Source organism: Flavobacterium sp. A45 (assembly GCF_002001005.1).
Classification (GTDB): Bacteria; Bacteroidota; Bacteroidia; order Flavobacteriales; family Flavobacteriaceae; genus Flavobacterium.
Genome location: NZ_MUNX01000146.1, coordinates 202,402 through 221,114, shown reverse-complemented (window position 1 = coordinate 221,114; position 18,713 = coordinate 202,402). Strand labels below are relative to the sequence as shown.

Below are 18,713 nucleotides of genomic sequence, written 5' to 3'. Positions count from 1 at the left end.
GTGTTTGACGTATTAATTATAGGCGGCGGCGTTTCTGGAATATCATGCGCCATGGTATTGGGTTCCGCCAAAAACAAATCATTTGTTTCGTCTAAGAAAATCGGAATTCTTACGCATCAAAAGACTTCCTCTCTTCAAGAGGCTCTTTTCAACAATGCTTACGGAATTCCTCCAGGAAAATTAGGTTCAGAATTACTAATTGAGAGCATCGATCATTTATCCAATACTTATCCCCATATTATTCAAATCCCAGAGGAAAAAGTATTGAAAATCGAGGGGCACTTTCCCGAATTTACCGTTGTCACAAACAAAAACACATACAAAACAGCTAATGTTGTAATTGGTATTGGTTCAGCCAATACATTTGCTATCGAAGGTTTAATGCAGTTTGTGGAACCTCATAAAAAAGCCCTTCCCGAAAAACAAAGAATTCAGCTTAAGAATATCGACCATAAAGTGGCCGATGGTATTTATGTGATAGGAACTCTTGCTGGTTGGCGAAGCCAATTGGCTATTGCCGCTGGAAGTGGTGCTGCCGTCGCAACAGATTTACTTACTTTATGGAACGAGGGAATTCAAACACATTCCCACGATAGCATTAGAAAATAAATCCTTTTTTATCTTATTAAATTTACTTTGCAGTTTGAGGTTTTGAATTTTGCTTCAAAACTACTTTTATCATAGCATCTTCTTTCAAAACCATTTCATAGTAATGACTATCACCATATAACTGTCTTGCAAATTCTGCATTTACATATCTTTTTACCAATGTTTTATATTTCTCCAAATTAACCTCCAACCCGTTTTGGGAAAGATATTTTTGGAAAGCATTAAAATACAAATCGGTCGAATTGATTTTTACTTTAAACTGATCGAAAGTCAATTTTGCAAATGCATTTCTATTTTTGTCTAATTGTTCAAAAACAAAATGTCCTACGATTCCTGACTGCAGCAAATAAGAAACATTTTCCGCACCGTGTTCTGCTTCCAAAGGGACAAAAACATCGGGTACAATTCCGCCTCCGCCGTAAACAATTTTACCTTTTTTGGTTTTATATTTAAGGGAATCAACCACTTTTATACTGTCTTTTTTATACAGTTCACCATGCAAAAAACGCGAATCCGATTCTTTAAAGTATTCCTCATTACCATGAGAATATGGCTTTTGGATTGACCTTCCGGTTGGTGTATAATATCGAGCTATAGTTAATCGCACAGCAGAACCATCGTTAAAATCCATTTCGCGTTGCACCAAACCTTTACCAAAAGAACGTCTCCCTACAATAGTACCGCGATCATTATCTTGAATGGCTCCAGCCAAAATTTCACTCGCCGAAGCGCTGTTTTCATTAATCAAAACAAATACTTTTCCACTTTCAAAACTACCCTGCTTTGTGGCATACGTTTTTTCGGTAGATTCTTTTTTGCTTTTCGTAAAGACAATTAATTCTTTATCTTTCAAAAACTCGTCGGCGATAGCAATGGCCTTTTCCATATAACCTCCGCCATTATCTCGAACATCAACCACGAGTGTTTTCATGCCTTTCTTTTTTAAAGAAATTAAAGCTTTGTTAAATTCATCAGCTGTAGTTTCGGCAAAGCGATTAATCTTGATATAACCCGTAGTTTTATCCAAAAGCAATGCTGCATCAACACTTTTCAACGGGATAACATCACGCTTTATGGTTACTTTTATTTTTTTACGCTCCGATTTTCTATAAACCGTCAATTCAATTTGAGAACCAGCTTCACCTTTTAGCGCGGCAAACAAACTGTCGTTAGGCAATTTCCGACCAAATAACTTGGTTTTGTTCGCATACAAAATACGATCTCCAGCTTTGATTCCCGCTTTTGCAGAAGGGCCATTTTTGACTGGATTAATAATCGCTAAAGAATCATTATACATGTAAAAATTTACTCCTATCCCAACAAAATCGCCCTTCATGGTCTCCGCAATTTCAGCTTGCTCACTTGGCGGTATGTACACTGAATGAGGGTCCAGTTTTGCTAAAATATTATTTACCGTAAGACTCACAATCGAATCTGTATTGACATCATCTACATATTCATTGTCTATAAAATCGATCAGTTTGTTGAGTTTTTCCTTGGTATTCTTTTTGGCCAAAAAAGCTTTAGACGAAGGCGTACCAGACAAACTACCAATAAATATTCCGAGGGCAAAAATGCCTCCAATAAGAATGGGTAAATATTTGTTGTCGAATTTCATATATGCAAAAGTTATTTATTAGAGGTCATATATGTTATGCTTCGCCAGTTCGCTACCGATCGGGTCGCTTTTTATTTATTGGTATTTGTTTGCAACAAATTTGTTTTTAATGGCGATTTCATTTTCCCTTAATCTTCTAAAACAGAAATATGTTCTACTTCTATACCAGCCTTCATTAAAAATTGTATTCCGGAATCATCGCGGTATCCATTGTGGTATACCACTCTTTTTATCCCCGATTGATGAATCAATTTACTGCATTCCTTACAAGGCGAAAGCGTAATATACAACGTCGCCCCTTCGCAGGATTGAGTTGATCTGGCTACTTTCAATATTGCATTTGCCTCGGCATGGAGAACATCCCAACGCGTCAAACCCTCTTCGTCTTCACAGCAGTTTTCAAATCCTGAAGGAGTTCCATTATACCCGTCTGAAATAATCATGCGGTCTTTTACAATAATGGCCCCTACTTTTTTTCTTTGGCAATAAGACAACAAACCCCATTCTGTAGCAATCCTAAGATAAGCTTTGTCGTATTTATTTAATTTAATTTTATTCATATATGTAAACCATATTTATTAGAAGTCATATATGTTATCGCCTTTTTTTATTGGTGTTTGTTTGCAACAAACTTGTTCTTAATGGCGATTTCATATTTTGAATTATCTTATCCAGAATTCGCTTTCCAGTATCATTGGCAAAACTACTCCAATTATAAAAGCCGACATCACTAATGTCCAATCGCGTTTTGAAAAACGAAATACCGTTTGTACAATATACGACAAAATCAACACAACAATCACTACCACAATTTGTGCGGCTTCGATTCCTAATGCAAATTCGGCCATTGGTAATAACTTCGAACTTGGACTACCTCCCAATATTGTCTTAAAATAATTTGAGAATCCCAATCCATGGATAATTCCAAAGAATAGCGTTATTATAAAAACTAAATTGATATTGCCGTTTTTACTGGTTTTACCAGCTGTAAACAAATTATAGAGAGCTGTTATTAATATTGTAATCGGAATGAGTAATTCTACCACATTTACTTTGACAGCAATAATTCCAAAAACGGAAAGAAACAACGCGGTTGTATGTCCTAAAGTAAACACAGTCACCAAAAGTAAAATCCTTTTCCAGTCATTGAAAGAGAAAGGAACAGACAAAGCAATTAAAAACAAAACATGATCATAGGCATGAATATCCAGTACGTGTTTCAATCCTATTTGAAAGTAAATCAAAAATTCTGACATCATAAATTAATTAATTTGATATGGGGTTGTAAACTTACGATTAATTTTGAAAATGGAATATTTGATTAAAAAAATCATTCTCAAAAAAAACAAAAACAAAGGTCAATCGTACAAAAAAACCAACCAAAAACAAAACCATAGCAAAAAATTAATTATCTTTATGTCAAACCTTAAAGACCTAAATTATGCCATTTTCAGATTTATTTAGTAGCGAAACCATCCAAAAAGCCAGAGGTAATTTTTCAGCTATTGTTCGTGTAGCTTATGCGGATGGCAATATTACGGAACAAGAGCAAAAATTCTTGGATAAATTAGCTATCAGTCTTCAAATTTCGGATGCAGAATACAAAGAAATTTTAAAAGACCCTTCAAAATATCCAATCAACGCTCCATACCTGTATGTTGAAAGACTAGAAGCCCTTTACAAGCTGGCTAGAATTGTACATCGCGATCATCAATTAGGAGATTTACAAGAACATTTAATGGTCAAGTTTAGCTTAGCCTTAGGATTTACTCCTAGCAATGTAAATTACATAGTTGACAAAGCGTTAAAATTAGTAGATTTAAATGTTGATGAAGAAACTTTCCTATATGAAATGAAGAATATGTACAAATAAAAAACAGCTCCTAAATTGGAGCTATTTTTTTGGTTTAATTTTTTTTGGTTTATTCTTGGTTTAATATTTACTTAGTTTTGCTTTATACATAAACTCTTCTGCTTTTTCAACCATTTTTATGCTACCGCAGAAGAAAGGCACTCGTTCATGTAATTCTGTAGGTTGGATTTCCATTATTCTATCAAAACCATCCGAAGCTTTTCCTCCAGCCTGCTCCACAATAAATGCCATAGGGTTACATTCGTACAACAAACGCAACTTCCCTTTTGGAGCTTTGGAACTTGTTGGATAAATATAAATTCCACCTTTAATCATATTTCTATGAATATCGGCAACTAAACTTCCTATGTAACGGGAAGTGTAAGGACGATCTTCTTCTTCCAACTGACAATATTTAATATAATCTTTCACCCCTTGCGGAAAATGAACATAATTCCCTTCATTAATGGAATAAATATTTCCGTCTTCGGAGAATTTCATATTTGGGTGCGAAAGATAAAATGTCCCAATAGCCGGATTCAATGTAAATCCATTTACACCATGACCAGTTGTGTACACAAGCATAGTAGATGTTCCATAAATTACATAACCAGCAGCCACTTGTTGAGTCCCAGGTTGTAAAAAATCTTCTAAAGTCACTGGAGTTCCTATAGGTGTAATTCTTCTATAAACCGAAAATATCGTTCCCACTGTAACATTTACATCAATATTCGAAGAGCCATCTAGAGGATCCATCAAAACAACATATTTATTATTGTGACTGCTATCACTTCCTTCAACAGTTATAAAATCATCATTTTCTTCGGATGCGATACCGCAAACAATTTCACGGTTAATTAAGGTTTGTATAAAGATTTCATTGGCATAAACATCCAATTTTTGTTGATCTTCACCTTGAATATTCTGTTCCCCGGCTGCCCCTATTATATCAACTAATCCTGCTTTATTTACTTTATAATTGACCACTTTGGCAGCCAAACGAATTGAGTTGATAATTCTGGATAATTCACCTGATGAATACTGAAAGGCTTTTTGGTTTTCAATAATAAATTCTCCTAGTGTTTTGTTTTGTTCTTCCATTACGAAATCGATGTAGTTAATTTGAAGTCACAAATATCGTTTTTTTTGTGAAATTGAAAAGAATAATACTTAGATAGTTTATCAGTATTGTATATTTGCTACATATTCCACAAAAACAAGTTGCTATTTGACTGTTTTTTAATAGAATTCAAGAATAATAATACGAAATCATGAAAATACGCAAAGGAAAAAAAGAGGACATGCATGGTGTTTTGGCATTAATTCAGGAGCTGGCAGTATTCGAAAAAGAGCCAGATGCCGTTTTAATTACCGAAGAAGATTTGGTTCGTGATGGTTTCGGAACAAATCCTTTATTTCAAGTTTTTGTAGCCGAGGTCGAAAATGAAATTGTTGGCATTGCTTTGTACTATTATAGATATTCAACCTGGAAAGGAAAAACAATCCATTTGGAAGATTTAGTAGTAAAAGATAGCATGCGCGGAACTGGATTGGGTTATGCTTTGTATTCTGAAATTATCAAACAGGGAAAGCAAGATCAAGTTCGAAGAATTGAATGGAATGTCTTGGATTGGAATACACCGGCAATTGATTTTTATGAAAAATCGGGAGCCAAAATATTAGATGACTGGCGTGTTGTTCAAATGGCCGAAAATGATATTAACTATTTCGTAGACAACAAATTAAAAAATTAAAATATGATTGCGTTTTGGAGAAATTCCAAAATCTGAAATCTAAAATCTAAATTAAAATGAGGGTATTTAAATTTGGTGGTGCTTCCGTAAAAGATGCAGCCGGTATCAAAAACGTTTATGACGTTTTGCAACAAGTGGGTTATGAGGATGTATTAGTGATTGTTTCGGCAATGGGAAAAACGACTAATGCTCTTGAAGTGGTAATCAAAAATTATTTTGAAAAATCTCCCGAATTAAATTCATCGGTACAAGAAGTAAAAAAATACCACAATCAAATCTTGTTGGATTTGTTTGAAGATGAAAAAAGTGAAGTTTTTTCTGCAGTGAATGCTCAATTTGCTGATTTAGAATATTTCCTAGCCCATAATAAATCTCCAAATTACAATTTTGTTTACGACCAAATCGTAAGCTTCGGAGAATTGATTTCGACTACAATTTTGAGTCATTTCATGTCTTTCAAAGGAATTCAAACACAATGGCTGGACGTTAGAAACTTTGTAAAAACAGATTCAACTTATAGAGATGCGGAAGTAGATTGGGAATTGACGCAGAAAAACATTGCCAATAACGTAAAACGTAAAATTCTGAACATCACTCAAGGATTCTTAGGTTCTGACGAAAATAATTTTACTACGACATTAGGTCGTGAAGGTTCGGATTATAGTGCTGCCATTTTTGCGTATTGCCTAAATGCCGAAAGTGTAACCATCTGGAAAGACGTTCCTGGAGTTATGAATGCCGATCCAAGATATTTTGAAAATGCAAGTTTGCTGAATCAAATTTCGTATCGTGAAGCAATCGAATTGGCCTTTTATGGAGCATCTGTTATTCACCCAAAGACATTACAACCTTTACAGAAAAAGGAAATTCCATTATATGTAAAATCGTTCATCAATCCGTTACTGAAAGGAACTGCCGTTTCCAAAGGAGTGGATTTGGAACCCTATTTACCATGTTTCATTGTAAAAAGAAGCCAATTATTGATTTCATTGTCTTCGATAGATTTCTCTTTCATCATGGAAGAAAACATCAGCGAAATCTTTGGTTTATTTCACCAATTCAAACTAAAAGTAAACTTAATCCAGAATTCTGCGATTAGTTTTTCGGTTTGTGTAGAAGATAAATTTGGAAATTTCAATGAATTGAATGCGATACTTTCCAAAAAGTTTAAAGTAGATTTTACTGAAAATGTTACTTTATACACCATCAGACATTTTAATGAAAATGCAGCACAAACGGTTGAAGAAAACAAAACGGTGTTGCTAAAACAAGTGAGTAGAGAAACGATGCAGATTGTGACTAAAGAAAACTAATACATTACCAAAAAACAAATTACCATTAAAAATGGAAGCTGAGAATTCGGCTTCCATTTTTTTTATTTTTTAACACACCTTATTGTCTAAAATTCAATCCTTAAAATCATTTTCAACATCGCGAATTGTGGTATCGACTAATTAACACATTATAAAATAATAAACACTATTTTTGGCACTTTGGAGTTATATTATTTATGCTGAAAAAAGTATTATTTTGGGTTGTCATTTTTTATTTTTCTGGGCTTCAGGCTCAAGAAATAGATTCGACTTACACCACCAAGAAAATCGCTTTTACGACCGATACCATTCACTTGGAAAATGTAAGTATCAACTCCAGTAATTTTAAAATATTAGATAATAAAAACCAAGTCATCGACAGTACTTTGTACCAAATCGACTTTCCTAAAGGTTATCTTTTATTCAAAAATCAAAACTTATCCTCTACTGATTCCTTAACGGTTCAGTATCTAAAACTACCGGATATTTTAACCAAAGAATATACCATTTACGACAGTAGTAAAATCATTGATAACGATGCTACCAATCAGAATTTATATCGAATGGAGAGTATTTCGGCTCCAAAAAATATTCCCTTCGATGGTCTTTTGGCAACAGGAAGTCTCTCTAGAGGTGTAACGATTGGCAATAATCAAGATGCAGTGGTAAATTCAAAACTAGATTTTCAAATCACGGGTAAAATATCCGAGAAAGTCAGTATTCGAGCTTCGATTCAAGATACAAATATTCCAGTTCAGGAAGGCAGTTATTCGCAGCGACTGAATCAGTATGACAACATTTTCATGGAGCTGTTTACCGACAGCTGGAATGTTCGTGCCGGCGATGTCTTTATTGGCAACAACACTAACCGTTTCCTAACTTTCAACAAGAAAACACAGGGATTATCAGCAACAGTCAATTTTGGAGATGATGACAGCAAAACCAATATTTTTGCCTCGGGCGGACTTGTTACCGGAACATATGCTAGTAGTAATTTCAAAGGACAGGAAGGAAATCAAGGACCATATAAATTGGTTGGACAAAATGGCGAATTGTATGTGTTGGTCATCATTGGTTCGGAGCGAGTTTATGTCAACGGTGTTCTATTAAAAAGAGGTGAAAACTTCGACTACATTATCGATTATAATTCGGGAGAAATAGTATTCAATCCTCAATTTCCCATTACTTCCGAAATGCGAATTGTGGTTGAATACCAATATTCCGAAAACAACTACACAAGATTCATAACCTATGATGGTGGAAATTTCACCGATAAAAAATGGAATTTCGGAGCCGCTGTATATTCTGAAAATGATTTAAAAAACCAACCTGTTCAGCAAAACCTTTCCAGTGAACAGGCTCTAATTTTGGCGAACGCCGGAGACAATCAGAACTTAATGATTGCGCCCTCGGCCGTTCCTGATATCTATGACGAAAAGAAAATACAGTATAAAAAAACAATTCTCGGCACGGCAACTATTTATGAATATTCCACTACTCCCGATGACGAACTATACAATGTTCAGTTTACTTTGATCGGACAAGCCAAAGGAAATTACATACTTACAAATCCTACCAGCGTGGACAAAATATTTGAATATGTCGCACCAGTAAACGGAATATTACAAGGAAACTACGAACCTGTCATCCAATTAGTAGCTCCCATAAAAGCGCAAGTAGCGACTTTTTTTGGAAAATACAATCCTTCAGAGAAAACAGCAGTCGATTTTGAATTGGCGGTAAGCAATAGCGATAAAAACTTGTTCTCCACAATAGATGACAATAACAATCAAGGATTGTCGGGCGAAATTAACGCCAAACAACGACTGTTTTCTAAAAAATGGAATGTGGATGCTTTCTTCAATTATCAAGGCATAGAAGCCGGGTTCAAACCTGTAGAACGCATCAACAGCATCGAATTCTACCGCGATTGGAATGTCAACACAACAGCAACGGGTGACCAAAGCTTATTGGGAACTGGCTTGAATTTTAATTTAATCCCAAGTACAGACTCAACAAAGACAGCAACAATTACCTATGCTTTTCAGAAACTAGCACTTTCAAATACATATTCGGGAATAAAAAACAACCTCAACGCAGGATTTGAATTTAACAATTGGATCATTAAAAACGACGGAAGCTATTTAAAAAGTGACGACTTGCAAAACACTTCAAAATTCTTCAGAAACTTTTCGCATGTTCGCTACAATTCCAAAAAAAACTGGATTGGCAGTACGCTCCGTTTCGAGGATAATCAAGAAAAAAACAAAGTAACACAACAATTCTCTTTGCTCAGCCAGCGCTTTTCGGAATACGGAATCTATGCCGGTCATGGCGACAGCACCAAAGTGTATGTCCAATTGGGTTATATAAAAAGAGTAAACGACAGTGTTCAAAACGGTTTGTTGCAAAGAGTAAATACCTCAAACAGTTATAATTTACAAACCAAATTATTTCAAACCGAGAGTCGGGATGTATCCTTATTTGTAAATTACAGACAATTGAACTACACTGACCCTGCTTTAAAAACAACGCCTTCGCTAAATGCAAAAATGCTGTACAATGACCAGTTTTTCAACAAATTGATTCAAAGCAATACCCTTTACGAAACTAATTCCGGAACTATGCCTTTTCAGGATTACACTTATGTTGAAGTTCCTGCCGGACAGGGAAAATACACTTGGAATGACTACAATGGTAATGGAATAAAGGATTTGGAAGAATTTGAAATCGCCCCTTTTTCAGATTTGGCCACCTATACCCGAATCTTTTTGCCAAATCAAATTTACATTAAAACAAACCAAAACAGATTTTCTCAGTCTTTTATAATCAATCCTATTGTTTGGCAAAATAGCAGTCCGTTCAAGAAAGCGCTCTCCTATTTTTACATGCAAACTTCCTTTATTATGGACCGAAAAATTAAAAATGACGGAGAACATTTGGCCCTAAATCCATTTGAATCGTCTTCGGAAGACATTTTGGGACTTATAAAAACCTTTACCAATAGTCTGTCGTACAACAGAGGAAAAAGAGATAATTCTGTTACCTACACTTTCACCAAAAACGAAACCCAAAATTTATTATCCATTGGAACAATCCAAAACAAAAACAGCTTCCATCAGCTGCAATACCAACATTTACTGCAAAAAAGTTGGCTATTTGATATTTTGGCCAAAACAATCCAAACCGCAACAGAATCACAAACATTCGCCGAAAAAAACTATACCATTGAAGGCTATTTATGGATTCCAAAAATCAGTTACCTTTTCTCCGATAAGATCAGCTTAGATCTTTTCTATGAATACATCAATAAGGAAAATCAAATTGGCAGTTTGGACACTTTAACCCAAAATCGTTTTGGCACTTCCTTTAGTTACATCGGCAATTCTAAGTTTAACATAAACGGAGAAATCTCTTTGTATGAAAATGACTTTGTGGGCAATGAATTTTCTTCTGCTGGATACCAAATGCTGGAAGGATTACAAAGAGGACAAAATATAACTTGGAGATCTCTTTTTCAAATGAATCTGACTAAATTTCTAGATTTAAATTTCGTTTATCAAGGTCGAAAAAGTGAAACAAGCGATGCTATTCATACTGGAAGCGTAGAGCTAAGAGCTTATTTTTAAATATTTTAAATCCAATATTTAAAAATAAAGTGCTAAATTTAGGTTTAATCTTAAAACTAATAAACATGAAATCACAGATTGCTTCGCCTGTTGGCCTTTTAGGCTCGGGTCACGAGAACCAAAAAAACAAACTACTAGTCTTGAGTAAAAAATTATTATTATTGAGTTTCTTATTTATTGTTTCGAATACTTTTTACGGGCAAACAAGCAAAACTCAAGAAAAAGTAAAAAATGAAGCAAAAACTGAGGCAAAAAAAAACGTCAACACAACGTCTAATAATTCAAAAGTAAATGACGCCAAAGAGACGAAAGCATCAGCTGAAAAAACAAAAACTGACGCAAAAGCAAAAGCTGATAAAGCAACCAAAGTAGCCAATGATCCGAAAACTGCCGCTAAAGATGGAGTAAAAACAGAAGCTAAAAAAAACATCAGCACAACATCTAACAATTCGAAAGTAAAAGACGCAAAAGATACGAAAGCTGAAGCAAAAGCAAAAACGGACAAAGCAACCAAAGTAGTCCAAGATCCAAAAGCGGCTGCTAAAAAAACAGCAACAGACAAAACTACCAGCGCCAAAAATGAAGCAGTAGCAAAAACAAAGGATAAAGCATCCGGAGAATACTATAATGGTAAAAAAGTATATACTGGCCCACAAGGAGGCAAATACTACATCAATTCAAACGGAAACAAAACCTATATCAAACAATAGACTTATTCTTTTTCAAATACCTCAAAGGCTTTCCAAAATTGGTTAGCCTTTTTTGTTTAGAATAAATCTTCAATTGTACTTTAGTATCAAAAATCCACAATTTTTCAAATTAAATAATCTTTTAGTAATACATTGCAAACATTAAAAAACAAAGCATCTAGTATCTTTCGCCTTACAACTTAACTGTAAGACTTCAACATGAATTTAGATTCCAAAAATAAAACTATTTTGATAGCTCCATTAAATTGGGGATTGGGTCATGCTACCCGCTGTATTCCTATTATCAAAGCATTGCAGGAGAATAATTTTACACCAATAATTGCGTCAGATGGAATTGCACTTGAATTACTTAAGAAAGAATTCCCTTATTTAAAGACTTTAGAATTGCCTTCATACCAAATTGAATATGCCAAAAACGGAAAGAACTTCAAGTGGAAACTGCTGAAAAACCTCCCTAAAATGATAGAGGCCATTCGGGAAGAAAAAAGGATTGTAAAAAAATGGATTCAGAAATATGGAATAGACGGCATCATATCCGACAACCGACTGGGAGTTATCAGCAACAAAATTCCATCTGTTTTTATCACCCATCAACTGAATGTAATGACGGGAAATACAACCTGGATTACCAGTAAATTGCACCAACACATTATAAAAAAATACAATGCCTGCTGGATTCCCGATGTAAATGCCCAATTGAATCTGACTGGAAAACTCGGACATTTAGACAACAATTCTCTAAACTTACGCTACCTGGGACCATTGAGCCGTATGCACAAAATGGCATTGCCTATTCAATATGACTTAATGATTATCTTGTCTGGACCCGAACCGCAAAGAGGATTATTGGAAGCACATCTAACAGAAGAAATCAAACGATTCGACGGAAAAGTAGTTTTCGTTAAAGGTATCATCGAAGCAGAACAAAAAAAGGAGCAAATAGGAAATGTGACTTACTATAATTTCATGAAAACCCGTCAATTGGAACACACTTTCAATGAAAGCAAAAAAATACTATGCCGTTCGGGATATACAACCATAATGGATTTAGTAAAACTTCACAAAAAAGCTTTTTTTATACCCACTCCTGGGCAATATGAACAAATCTATTTAGCCGAAAAATTACAAAATGAAGGTTTGGTACCCTACTCAACCCAAGACCGCTTTAGAATTGAAAATCTTTCACAAATAGAGAAATTCAAAGGTCTTCCTGAAATAGACACTGCTGTAAATTGGGAAGAGTTATTCAAAGTGTTTTAAACAATAATATTGACTAAAGTTTTGCCCAAAATCAATGTTTCAATTTCCAACCAAAGCCTGTTGAAAAAACATAATCCAATTTTTCGGTATCTTGGAAAGGCTGATTATCATAATTCACACTAATGGACGATTTTATATAAAAATCAAGTGGCAAATCGTATTTGAATGAAAAGTCAATATCGGTTCTAAACCTCCCTTTTTCGGACAAACTGGGAAACATTAAAACTGATGTATTTATATTAATATCTTTGAAATTAAACATATTAAGCTGAGTGTTTAAAACCAATTCGAAGGAATTCTTATCGTTTGTAGAATCAAAATACTTTTCGATATTGTAGGTCAAACCTGCTCCAGCCAAAAAGTAAAGCTTATTATTTCTAACCAAATAATTTCCCATTCCAAAACTTGGACTAAATCTTCCTTTTATGGATTGGCTTGTATTTGACAGAAAGGAAAAATTCGAATTAAAAAACCAATTATTCCTATAATATTTTTTGGTATCCAACTCCCAATCGACCCTTTCAATGTCTTCAACATCGTCTTGAACCGTTTGCAATTCATCGTACTTAATGGTGTGAATCCATTTTTCGCTAATATAATTCAATTGCAATGCAAATGTTAATTGCTCACTGTTATTGGTTTTTGCAAAATTATACCCAAAATCAAATGAGCCCGTAAAATGTTTCCAAAACCCGCTTTCAATCTTATTCAAACTCACTATTTTATTAACCGACACATCCTGAATGGTATCGCCATAAGTAATTGTGACCTCATTGTCTTTATTTGATTTTAAGGTACCGTAAAAACTACTGCCATCTACTAAATAAATGGAATATTTATTGACCAAAATTAGTTTTACGACTTTGTCAAATTCAATTTTAAAATCTTGATCACTGTATTTAGTTTCAGCAATAAGTATATTGTTTGACATACTTTTCACCTCCCCAACCATCATTTCTTTATTTTTAAAATACAAAGTGTCCTTTTGTCCATAAAGTCCAATGTAAAACAGTGAAAACAAAGAAAGTAAAAAACATTTCATACAGATTAAATAGAAGTCAAAGTATAAAGTTAAACAATTGAATTTAAATAAAAACAGTCATTACAAAAATCAAAAAAGTCGGAACTTATAAAAGATTCCGACTTTATTACTATTTGTAAACTTTAAAACTAGAAAATTATTCTTCAGGCAATATATCATCTAATTTATCGTGTTTGATAATTTTGGCATTCACCGTAAAATAAACATACTCTGCAATATTCGTGCAATGCTCAGAAATACGCTCCAAATGTTTCATAACAATCACCAAATTTGTTCCAGAAACCACAGCTTTAGAATTCACCTTCATTTCATTGATAATATCATGTATGGCATCTTCGCAGTTATTTCTTATATCCCTATTTAGAACAAATATCTCTCCGGTAGCATTACCATCTTGCATTGCAAAACATTTGTTGGTTTTTTCGGTAATTAATTCAACTTGTCTGGCGATATCGGCGATATCGAACTTTACAATCAAATCGTGTTTTTCCTTTATATTTTTGGCTTTTTTTACAATGCTGATAGATAAATCACCTATTCGCTCAATTTCATTACTAATTTGCATTGCCGACATAATATAACGCAAATCAGATGCAACGGGTTGTTGCAAAGCAAAAATACTTTGACAGATTTCGTCAATTTTGACATCTAATTTGTCAATTTTATTCTCGGTTTTTTTTATGGTTTTCCCTTCAGCGGCTTCCGGTTCCTGCAAAAGTACTTTAACTGCTTCGTTAACTTGACCTTCAGCCAACTTTCCGATTTTTTTTATAATACTTTTTAAATTATCTAGTTCCATTTCGAAATGTGTTGCCATTGTATTTTGTTTAAAATTGTAGAAGTTTATAAATTTAATAGTCTAAAAGCTTGATAATTTAGATCAACTATCATACCAAAACTACTATACTTAAAACCATTAACCAAATCTTCCTGTAATATAATCTTCCGTTTGTTTTTGTATTGGTTTTGTAAAAATAGAATTTGTTTTCCCCATTTCTATTAAATTACCCATGTAAAAAAAGGCTGTGTGATCACTCGTTCGAGCCGCTTGCTGCATGTTGTGGGTTACAATAATAATGGTGTACTGCTCTTTCAATTCGTGAATCAATTCTTCAATTTTTGAAGTAGAAATTGGATCCAAAGCACTTGCGGGCTCATCCATCAAAATTATATCTGGGCTTACCGCCAAAGTTCTTCCGATGCACAAACGTTGTTGTTGCCCTCCGGAAAGTCCTAATGCAGAATCATCCAAACGATCTTTCAACTCATCCCAAATTGCAGCTTGACGCAAAGAAGTCTCTACAATCTCATCCAATTTTGTTTTATCTGTTACCCCGTTGATACGTGGCCCGTAAGCAATATTTTCGTATATGGATTTAGGAAAAGGGTTCGATTTTTGAAAAACCATCCCAATCTTTTTTCGAATATTAACTACATCAACATTTTTATCATAGATATCAACATCTTCCACCAGCATTTTTCCTGTGATGGAAACACTCGGTATCAAATCATTCATTCTGTTGATACATCTCAAAAAAGTAGATTTTCCACAACCCGAAGGCCCGATTAAGGCAGTCACTTTGTTGGCTGGAATATCCATTGTGATTTCGTTCAGCGCCTTTTTTTCACCATAGTATAATGACAAATCATTAACTTTTATTTTTATGTCTTTCATTTTTTTATAGGTTAAGTCACAGTCGTTAAAAAGAATTAATATTTAATTTATTTCTTAAATATTGCCTTCCAAAACATGAACTTCTTAATACTTAGTACTCAAAGCTTAATACTTATTTCGCTTTTCTTCTGATTCTTGATCTAATAATTACGGCAACAACATTTAGTGACAATGTCAAAATCAACAACACCAAAGTTGTGGCAAACTGAATCGGCATCGTTTTCTCCACATCCGAAGATTGAGTTGACATGATATAAACATGGTAACCCAAATTCATAAATTGATCGCTCAAAGAGCCCGGCAGCGTAGCCAAATAATAGGCAGCTCCCGTGAATAATATTGGAGCAACTTCTCCAGCTCCTCTACTTACGGCAAGAATGGTTCCCGTCATAATTCCGGAAACTGACCCCGGAAGCACTACTTTCCATATGGTTTGCCATTTGGTCGCGCCAAGTGCCAAGCTGGCTTCCCTTAATTCGCGCGGGATTGTTTTCAGAGATTCTTCCACAGAAACAATGATAACGGGTAATGTCAACAAAGACATCGTTAAACTGGCCCAAAGAATATTGGGTTGTCCCCAACGTAATTGCCCATCATTAAAAACAGTATCTACACCAGTCCCCAAAAATTGGATAAAAAAACCAAGACCAAAAAGACCAAATATAATAGACGGAACTACCGCCAAAGTACGAACCGAAAATCGTACTGCTGCCGCAAATTTAGAATTATCTCTGGCATATTCCGTTAAGTAAAGCGCGGTAATTGTCCCAAAAGGAACCGCAGCAATAGACATTACAATCACTAAAATAAAAGTACCGATCAAGGCCGGAAAAATCCCTCCCTCGGTCATACCGTTTGTTGGGAAAGAAGATATGAAATCCCAAGAAAATTTTGTCCTTCCTTGGTAAATAATAATCCCTAAAATAACAAAAAGAATAGCAACAATAAGAATTACAGCTAATTGAGTAATCCCAATGAAAATTTTTCCTTTTATTTCCGAAGCACTTTTTTTACTGGAAAAAAAGTGGTCTTCTGATTCATTTATAACTTTATCCATAATTATTTTCCTTGGAATTTTTTCAACAATTTGCCTTTAACGTAAAACTCAGCCACTGCATTTAAGGCAAATGAGAAGATAAAAAGTAAAGACCCTATAAAAAACAAGACACTGTAATGAGTCTCACCAAATACTGTTTCGGCCATTTCGGAACCAATGGTCGCAGCAAAAGTACGCACGCTTTCAAAAGGATTCGCAGAGAGTAAAGCCGCATTTCCGGTTGCCATCAACGCGATCATTGTTTCGCCAAAAACCCTTCCAACTCCGAGCAATAATGCCGCAAAAATACCGGGTGTTGCAGCCGGCAGAACCACAAAAAAAGCAGTTTGCCATTTACTGGCTCCCAATGCTAAGCTTGCTTCGGTGTAAGTCTTTGGAACCGATGCCAGCGCATCTTCTGAAATCGTATAAATAATTGGAATAGCAGCCAAAGCCATCGCTACACCGCCGATGAAAGCATTTAATCTGGAATCATACCCAAATACATCTTGAAAAAAACTAGCCAATACCATCAATGCAAAAAAACCAATAACCACCGATGGAAAAGCTGCAAGCATTTCGATAACAGGTTTTATGATTTCTTTGATTCTTTTGGAAGCAAAACAAGAAGTAAACAAAGCAGCCAATACTGCCAATGGCCCAGCAATAAGCATGGCGATAATAGTGACTTTTAAGGTTCCTATTAACAGCCCAATTAATCCAAATCTAGGATTGTCCGATACTGGAACCCATTCTGTACTAAAAAAAGTACTCCATGTTTTATCAGCACCCTCCTGATTTTGAGGAGCGACATCCACAGTTTCTTCTGATGAAACAGTTAAATCTTCTTTTGGAGTATCACCGTAGCTTTCTGGCGTCAAATCATCTTGTGCAGCTGTATCTGAACCAAACGATTCTGGTTTTAAATCCTCAGTAGTTTCTGATCCATATGACTCGGGTTTCAGTTCTTCTGAAGATGAACCATAAGATTCCGGTTTATCAACAGTCGAAGCATGAATTTCAGTATTGTTCTTATCATCACTTCCTAAAGTAAATAACGGTAATGATTCTTTGAAAACAAAAATGAAAATCAGAAAAATAACCGCGATTGATAAAAAAGCAATCGACGATATAATTTTTTCGGCCAGAAACTCAGAGAGCCTGAATTGCTTCTTTAAACTTTCTTTGGTAAAACTTTGTTTGATAGGTAATTGTGAATTCATTATATTTATTTAGGAAATAGAATAAGCACAAATACTCCTCACTTTAATTCAAAATGAGGAATATTTTACTTCAATTTACTTTAAAGGATAATAACCTACTTCTGCAATAAGACTCTGACCTGCAGGGCTTAAAATCCAATCCACAAAAGCCTTCGATTGTCCAGTTGGCTTTGACTTCAAATACATGTATAAGTATCTTGTGATTGGATATGAATTATTTTTAATAGTTGCAACTGTCGGCAAAATACCTTTGCTTTTAGCATCTTTTTTTACTTTACAATCCTTTACTCCTTCAGCATAGGCAGCTCCGCCATAACCAATACTGTATTTATCTTTCTTAACAGCATTTACGATAGCTGCAGTCCCAGGCAAAGTTTGACATCTTGGAGAAAAATCTGTTTTAACCACATGCTCTTTAAAAAATTCAAATGTACCAGAACTACTTTCTCTTCCGTACAACTGTATCTTAGCATCAGCTCCTCCCACTTCTTTCCAGTTCGTTATCTTTCCAGAAAAAATATCACCTATTTGTTTAATAGTAAGCTCCGAAACAGTGTTCCCTTTATTAATAAAAACAGACAAACCATCTTTGGCACATGCTATTTCAACACCTTTCGAACCGTATTTTGCTTTTAATTTCTCAACCTCCGAAGATTTAATAGGACGACTAGAATTAGCAATATCCGTAGAGCCGTTTATTAATGCCGCCAAACCTACTCCTGAGCCTCCACCTGTTACTTGTATAGAAGTTCCCGGATTCTTTTTCATATATACTTCAGCCCATTTTTGGGACAGAATCACCATAGTATCTGAACCTTTAATGGTTACCTTGCTCAAAGTTGTAAACGAATATCCAATAGTCATTATAACTAATAATATTGCTGCTATTTTTAATTTACTTTTATTCATTTTTAAAGTTATTTAAATTTTATACAAAAGTACAGGCACAACGTTAACCCTGTGTTAAGTCATCATTATTGAATCTTTATTCT

At 34.6% G+C, this 18,713-nt stretch carries 17 protein-coding genes; 7 read left to right on the top strand and 10 right to left on the bottom strand.

The features are described from left to right. Window positions 1–609, top strand: coding sequence for an FAD-dependent oxidoreductase (locus B0E44_RS17390; protein WP_077378240.1), 609 nt, complete (start codon window positions 1–3; stop codon window positions 607–609). Between the two features lie 22 nt (window positions 610–631). Here the strand turns inward: B0E44_RS17390 and B0E44_RS17385 are convergent, their stop codons facing one another. From B0E44_RS17385 to B0E44_RS17375, 3 genes are all read right to left on the bottom strand, one after another. Further along, window positions 632–2,227, bottom strand: a complete 1,596-nt coding sequence (locus B0E44_RS17385; RefSeq protein WP_077378237.1) for a S41 family peptidase — start codon at window positions 2,225–2,227, stop codon at window positions 632–634. 128 nt (window positions 2,228–2,355) lie between these two features. Next, a complete protein-coding gene (locus B0E44_RS17380) occupies window positions 2,356–2,787 on the bottom strand; it encodes a dCMP deaminase family protein (RefSeq protein WP_077378234.1) in 432 nt (143 codons plus the stop codon). 102 nt (window positions 2,788–2,889) lie between these two features. Further along, window positions 2,890–3,483: a HupE/UreJ family protein gene (locus B0E44_RS17375; RefSeq protein WP_077378231.1), complete on the bottom strand. Its 594-nt coding sequence runs from the start codon at window positions 3,481–3,483 to the stop codon at window positions 2,890–2,892. Window positions 3,484–3,668: 185 nt separating this feature from the next. Between B0E44_RS17375 and B0E44_RS17370 the strand changes: the two genes are divergently transcribed. Continuing rightward, window positions 3,669–4,100, top strand: a complete 432-nt coding sequence (locus tag B0E44_RS17370) for a TerB family tellurite resistance protein (protein WP_077378228.1) — start codon at window positions 3,669–3,671, stop codon at window positions 4,098–4,100. A 60-nt stretch (window positions 4,101–4,160) separates the two neighbouring features. Here B0E44_RS17370 and fbp read toward each other — a convergent pair whose 3' ends face one another. After that, the gene (gene fbp / locus B0E44_RS17365; protein ID WP_077378226.1) at window positions 4,161–5,180 is read right to left on the bottom strand and encodes a class 1 fructose-bisphosphatase; all 1,020 of its coding nucleotides are present in this window, start codon (window positions 5,178–5,180) and stop codon (window positions 4,161–4,163) included. A 170-nt stretch (window positions 5,181–5,350) separates the two neighbouring features. Between fbp and B0E44_RS17360 the strand changes: the two genes are divergently transcribed. The 5 genes from B0E44_RS17360 (at window position 5,351) to B0E44_RS17340 (ending at window position 12,745) form a co-directional block, all read left to right on the top strand. Continuing rightward, window positions 5,351–5,833 (top strand): GNAT family N-acetyltransferase, encoded by a 483-nt coding sequence (locus tag B0E44_RS17360; RefSeq protein WP_077378223.1) that lies wholly within the window; start codon window positions 5,351–5,353, stop codon window positions 5,831–5,833. A 56-nt stretch (window positions 5,834–5,889) separates the two neighbouring features. Beyond that, window positions 5,890–7,146 (top strand): aspartate kinase, encoded by a 1,257-nt coding sequence (locus B0E44_RS17355; protein ID WP_077378220.1) that lies wholly within the window; start codon window positions 5,890–5,892, stop codon window positions 7,144–7,146. Between the two features lie 197 nt (window positions 7,147–7,343). Beyond that, window positions 7,344–10,775: a hypothetical protein gene (locus B0E44_RS17350; RefSeq protein ID WP_077378217.1), complete on the top strand. Its 3,432-nt coding sequence runs from the start codon at window positions 7,344–7,346 to the stop codon at window positions 10,773–10,775. A 65-nt stretch (window positions 10,776–10,840) separates the two neighbouring features. Then, entirely contained in the window at window positions 10,841–11,485 is a 645-nt protein-coding gene (locus B0E44_RS17345) for a hypothetical protein (RefSeq protein WP_077378214.1), read from the top strand. A 198-nt stretch (window positions 11,486–11,683) separates the two neighbouring features. After that, window positions 11,684–12,745 carry a glycosyltransferase family protein gene (locus B0E44_RS17340; RefSeq protein ID WP_077378211.1) on the top strand — a complete coding sequence of 354 codons (1,062 nt, stop codon included), beginning with the start codon at window positions 11,684–11,686 and terminating at the stop codon, window positions 12,743–12,745. A gap of 31 nt (window positions 12,746–12,776) precedes the next feature. Here B0E44_RS17340 and B0E44_RS17335 read toward each other — a convergent pair whose 3' ends face one another. From B0E44_RS17335 to B0E44_RS17310, 6 genes are all read right to left on the bottom strand, one after another. Beyond that, complete coding sequence (locus tag B0E44_RS17335; protein ID WP_077378208.1) at window positions 12,777–13,787, bottom strand: DUF481 domain-containing protein; 1,011 nt, start codon at window positions 13,785–13,787, stop codon at window positions 12,777–12,779. Window positions 13,788–13,923: 136 nt separating this feature from the next. Then, window positions 13,924–14,604: a phosphate signaling complex protein PhoU gene (phoU, locus tag B0E44_RS17330; protein WP_077378205.1), complete on the bottom strand. Its 681-nt coding sequence runs from the start codon at window positions 14,602–14,604 to the stop codon at window positions 13,924–13,926. 99 nt (window positions 14,605–14,703) lie between these two features. Further along, the gene (gene pstB / locus B0E44_RS17325; protein WP_077378202.1) at window positions 14,704–15,462 is read right to left on the bottom strand and encodes a phosphate ABC transporter ATP-binding protein PstB; all 759 of its coding nucleotides are present in this window, start codon (window positions 15,460–15,462) and stop codon (window positions 14,704–14,706) included. A 112-nt stretch (window positions 15,463–15,574) separates the two neighbouring features. Further along, complete coding sequence (gene pstA / locus B0E44_RS17320; RefSeq protein WP_077378199.1) at window positions 15,575–16,519, bottom strand: phosphate ABC transporter permease PstA; 945 nt, start codon at window positions 16,517–16,519, stop codon at window positions 15,575–15,577. Window positions 16,520–16,521: 2 nt separating this feature from the next. Beyond that, window positions 16,522–17,721 (bottom strand): phosphate ABC transporter permease subunit PstC, encoded by a 1,200-nt coding sequence (pstC, locus tag B0E44_RS17315; RefSeq protein ID WP_077378196.1) that lies wholly within the window; start codon window positions 17,719–17,721, stop codon window positions 16,522–16,524. Between the two features lie 75 nt (window positions 17,722–17,796). Beyond that, window positions 17,797–18,630 carry a PstS family phosphate ABC transporter substrate-binding protein gene (locus B0E44_RS17310; protein ID WP_077378193.1) on the bottom strand — a complete coding sequence of 278 codons (834 nt, stop codon included), beginning with the start codon at window positions 18,628–18,630 and terminating at the stop codon, window positions 17,797–17,799. Between the last annotated feature and the right edge of the window lie 83 nt (window positions 18,631–18,713).

Excerpts from the sequence above, each read along its gene's own strand:
- pstB (WP_077378202.1), bottom strand. The coding sequence starts at position 15,462 with ATGAAAGACATAAAAATAAAAGTTAATGATTTGTCATTATACTATGGT.
- B0E44_RS17310 (WP_077378193.1), bottom strand. The coding sequence starts at position 18,630 with ATGAATAAAAGTAAATTAAAAATAGCAGCAATATTATTAGTTATAATG.
- phoU (WP_077378205.1), bottom strand. The coding sequence starts at position 14,604 with ATGGCAACACATTTCGAAATGGAACTAGATAATTTAAAAAGTATTATA.
- B0E44_RS17375 (WP_077378231.1), bottom strand. The coding sequence starts at position 3,483 with ATGTCAGAATTTTTGATTTACTTTCAAATAGGATTGAAACACGTACTG.
- B0E44_RS17385 (WP_077378237.1), bottom strand. The coding sequence starts at position 2,227 with ATGAAATTCGACAACAAATATTTACCCATTCTTATTGGAGGCATTTTT.
- B0E44_RS17355 (WP_077378220.1), top strand. The coding sequence starts at position 5,890 with ATGAGGGTATTTAAATTTGGTGGTGCTTCCGTAAAAGATGCAGCCGGT.
- pstC (WP_077378196.1), bottom strand. The coding sequence starts at position 17,721 with ATGAATTCACAATTACCTATCAAACAAAGTTTTACCAAAGAAAGTTTA.
- B0E44_RS17350 (WP_077378217.1), top strand. The coding sequence starts at position 7,344 with ATGCTGAAAAAAGTATTATTTTGGGTTGTCATTTTTTATTTTTCTGGG.
- fbp (WP_077378226.1), bottom strand. The coding sequence starts at position 5,180 with ATGGAAGAACAAAACAAAACACTAGGAGAATTTATTATTGAAAACCAA.
- B0E44_RS17370 (WP_077378228.1), top strand. The coding sequence starts at position 3,669 with ATGCCATTTTCAGATTTATTTAGTAGCGAAACCATCCAAAAAGCCAGA.
- B0E44_RS17360 (WP_077378223.1), top strand. The coding sequence starts at position 5,351 with ATGAAAATACGCAAAGGAAAAAAAGAGGACATGCATGGTGTTTTGGCA.
- B0E44_RS17380 (WP_077378234.1), bottom strand. The coding sequence starts at position 2,787 with ATGAATAAAATTAAATTAAATAAATACGACAAAGCTTATCTTAGGATT.
- B0E44_RS17335 (WP_077378208.1), bottom strand. The coding sequence starts at position 13,787 with ATGAAATGTTTTTTACTTTCTTTGTTTTCACTGTTTTACATTGGACTT.
- B0E44_RS17345 (WP_077378214.1), top strand. The coding sequence starts at position 10,841 with ATGAAATCACAGATTGCTTCGCCTGTTGGCCTTTTAGGCTCGGGTCAC.
- B0E44_RS17340 (WP_077378211.1), top strand. The coding sequence starts at position 11,684 with ATGAATTTAGATTCCAAAAATAAAACTATTTTGATAGCTCCATTAAAT.
- pstA (WP_077378199.1), bottom strand. The coding sequence starts at position 16,519 with ATGGATAAAGTTATAAATGAATCAGAAGACCACTTTTTTTCCAGTAAA.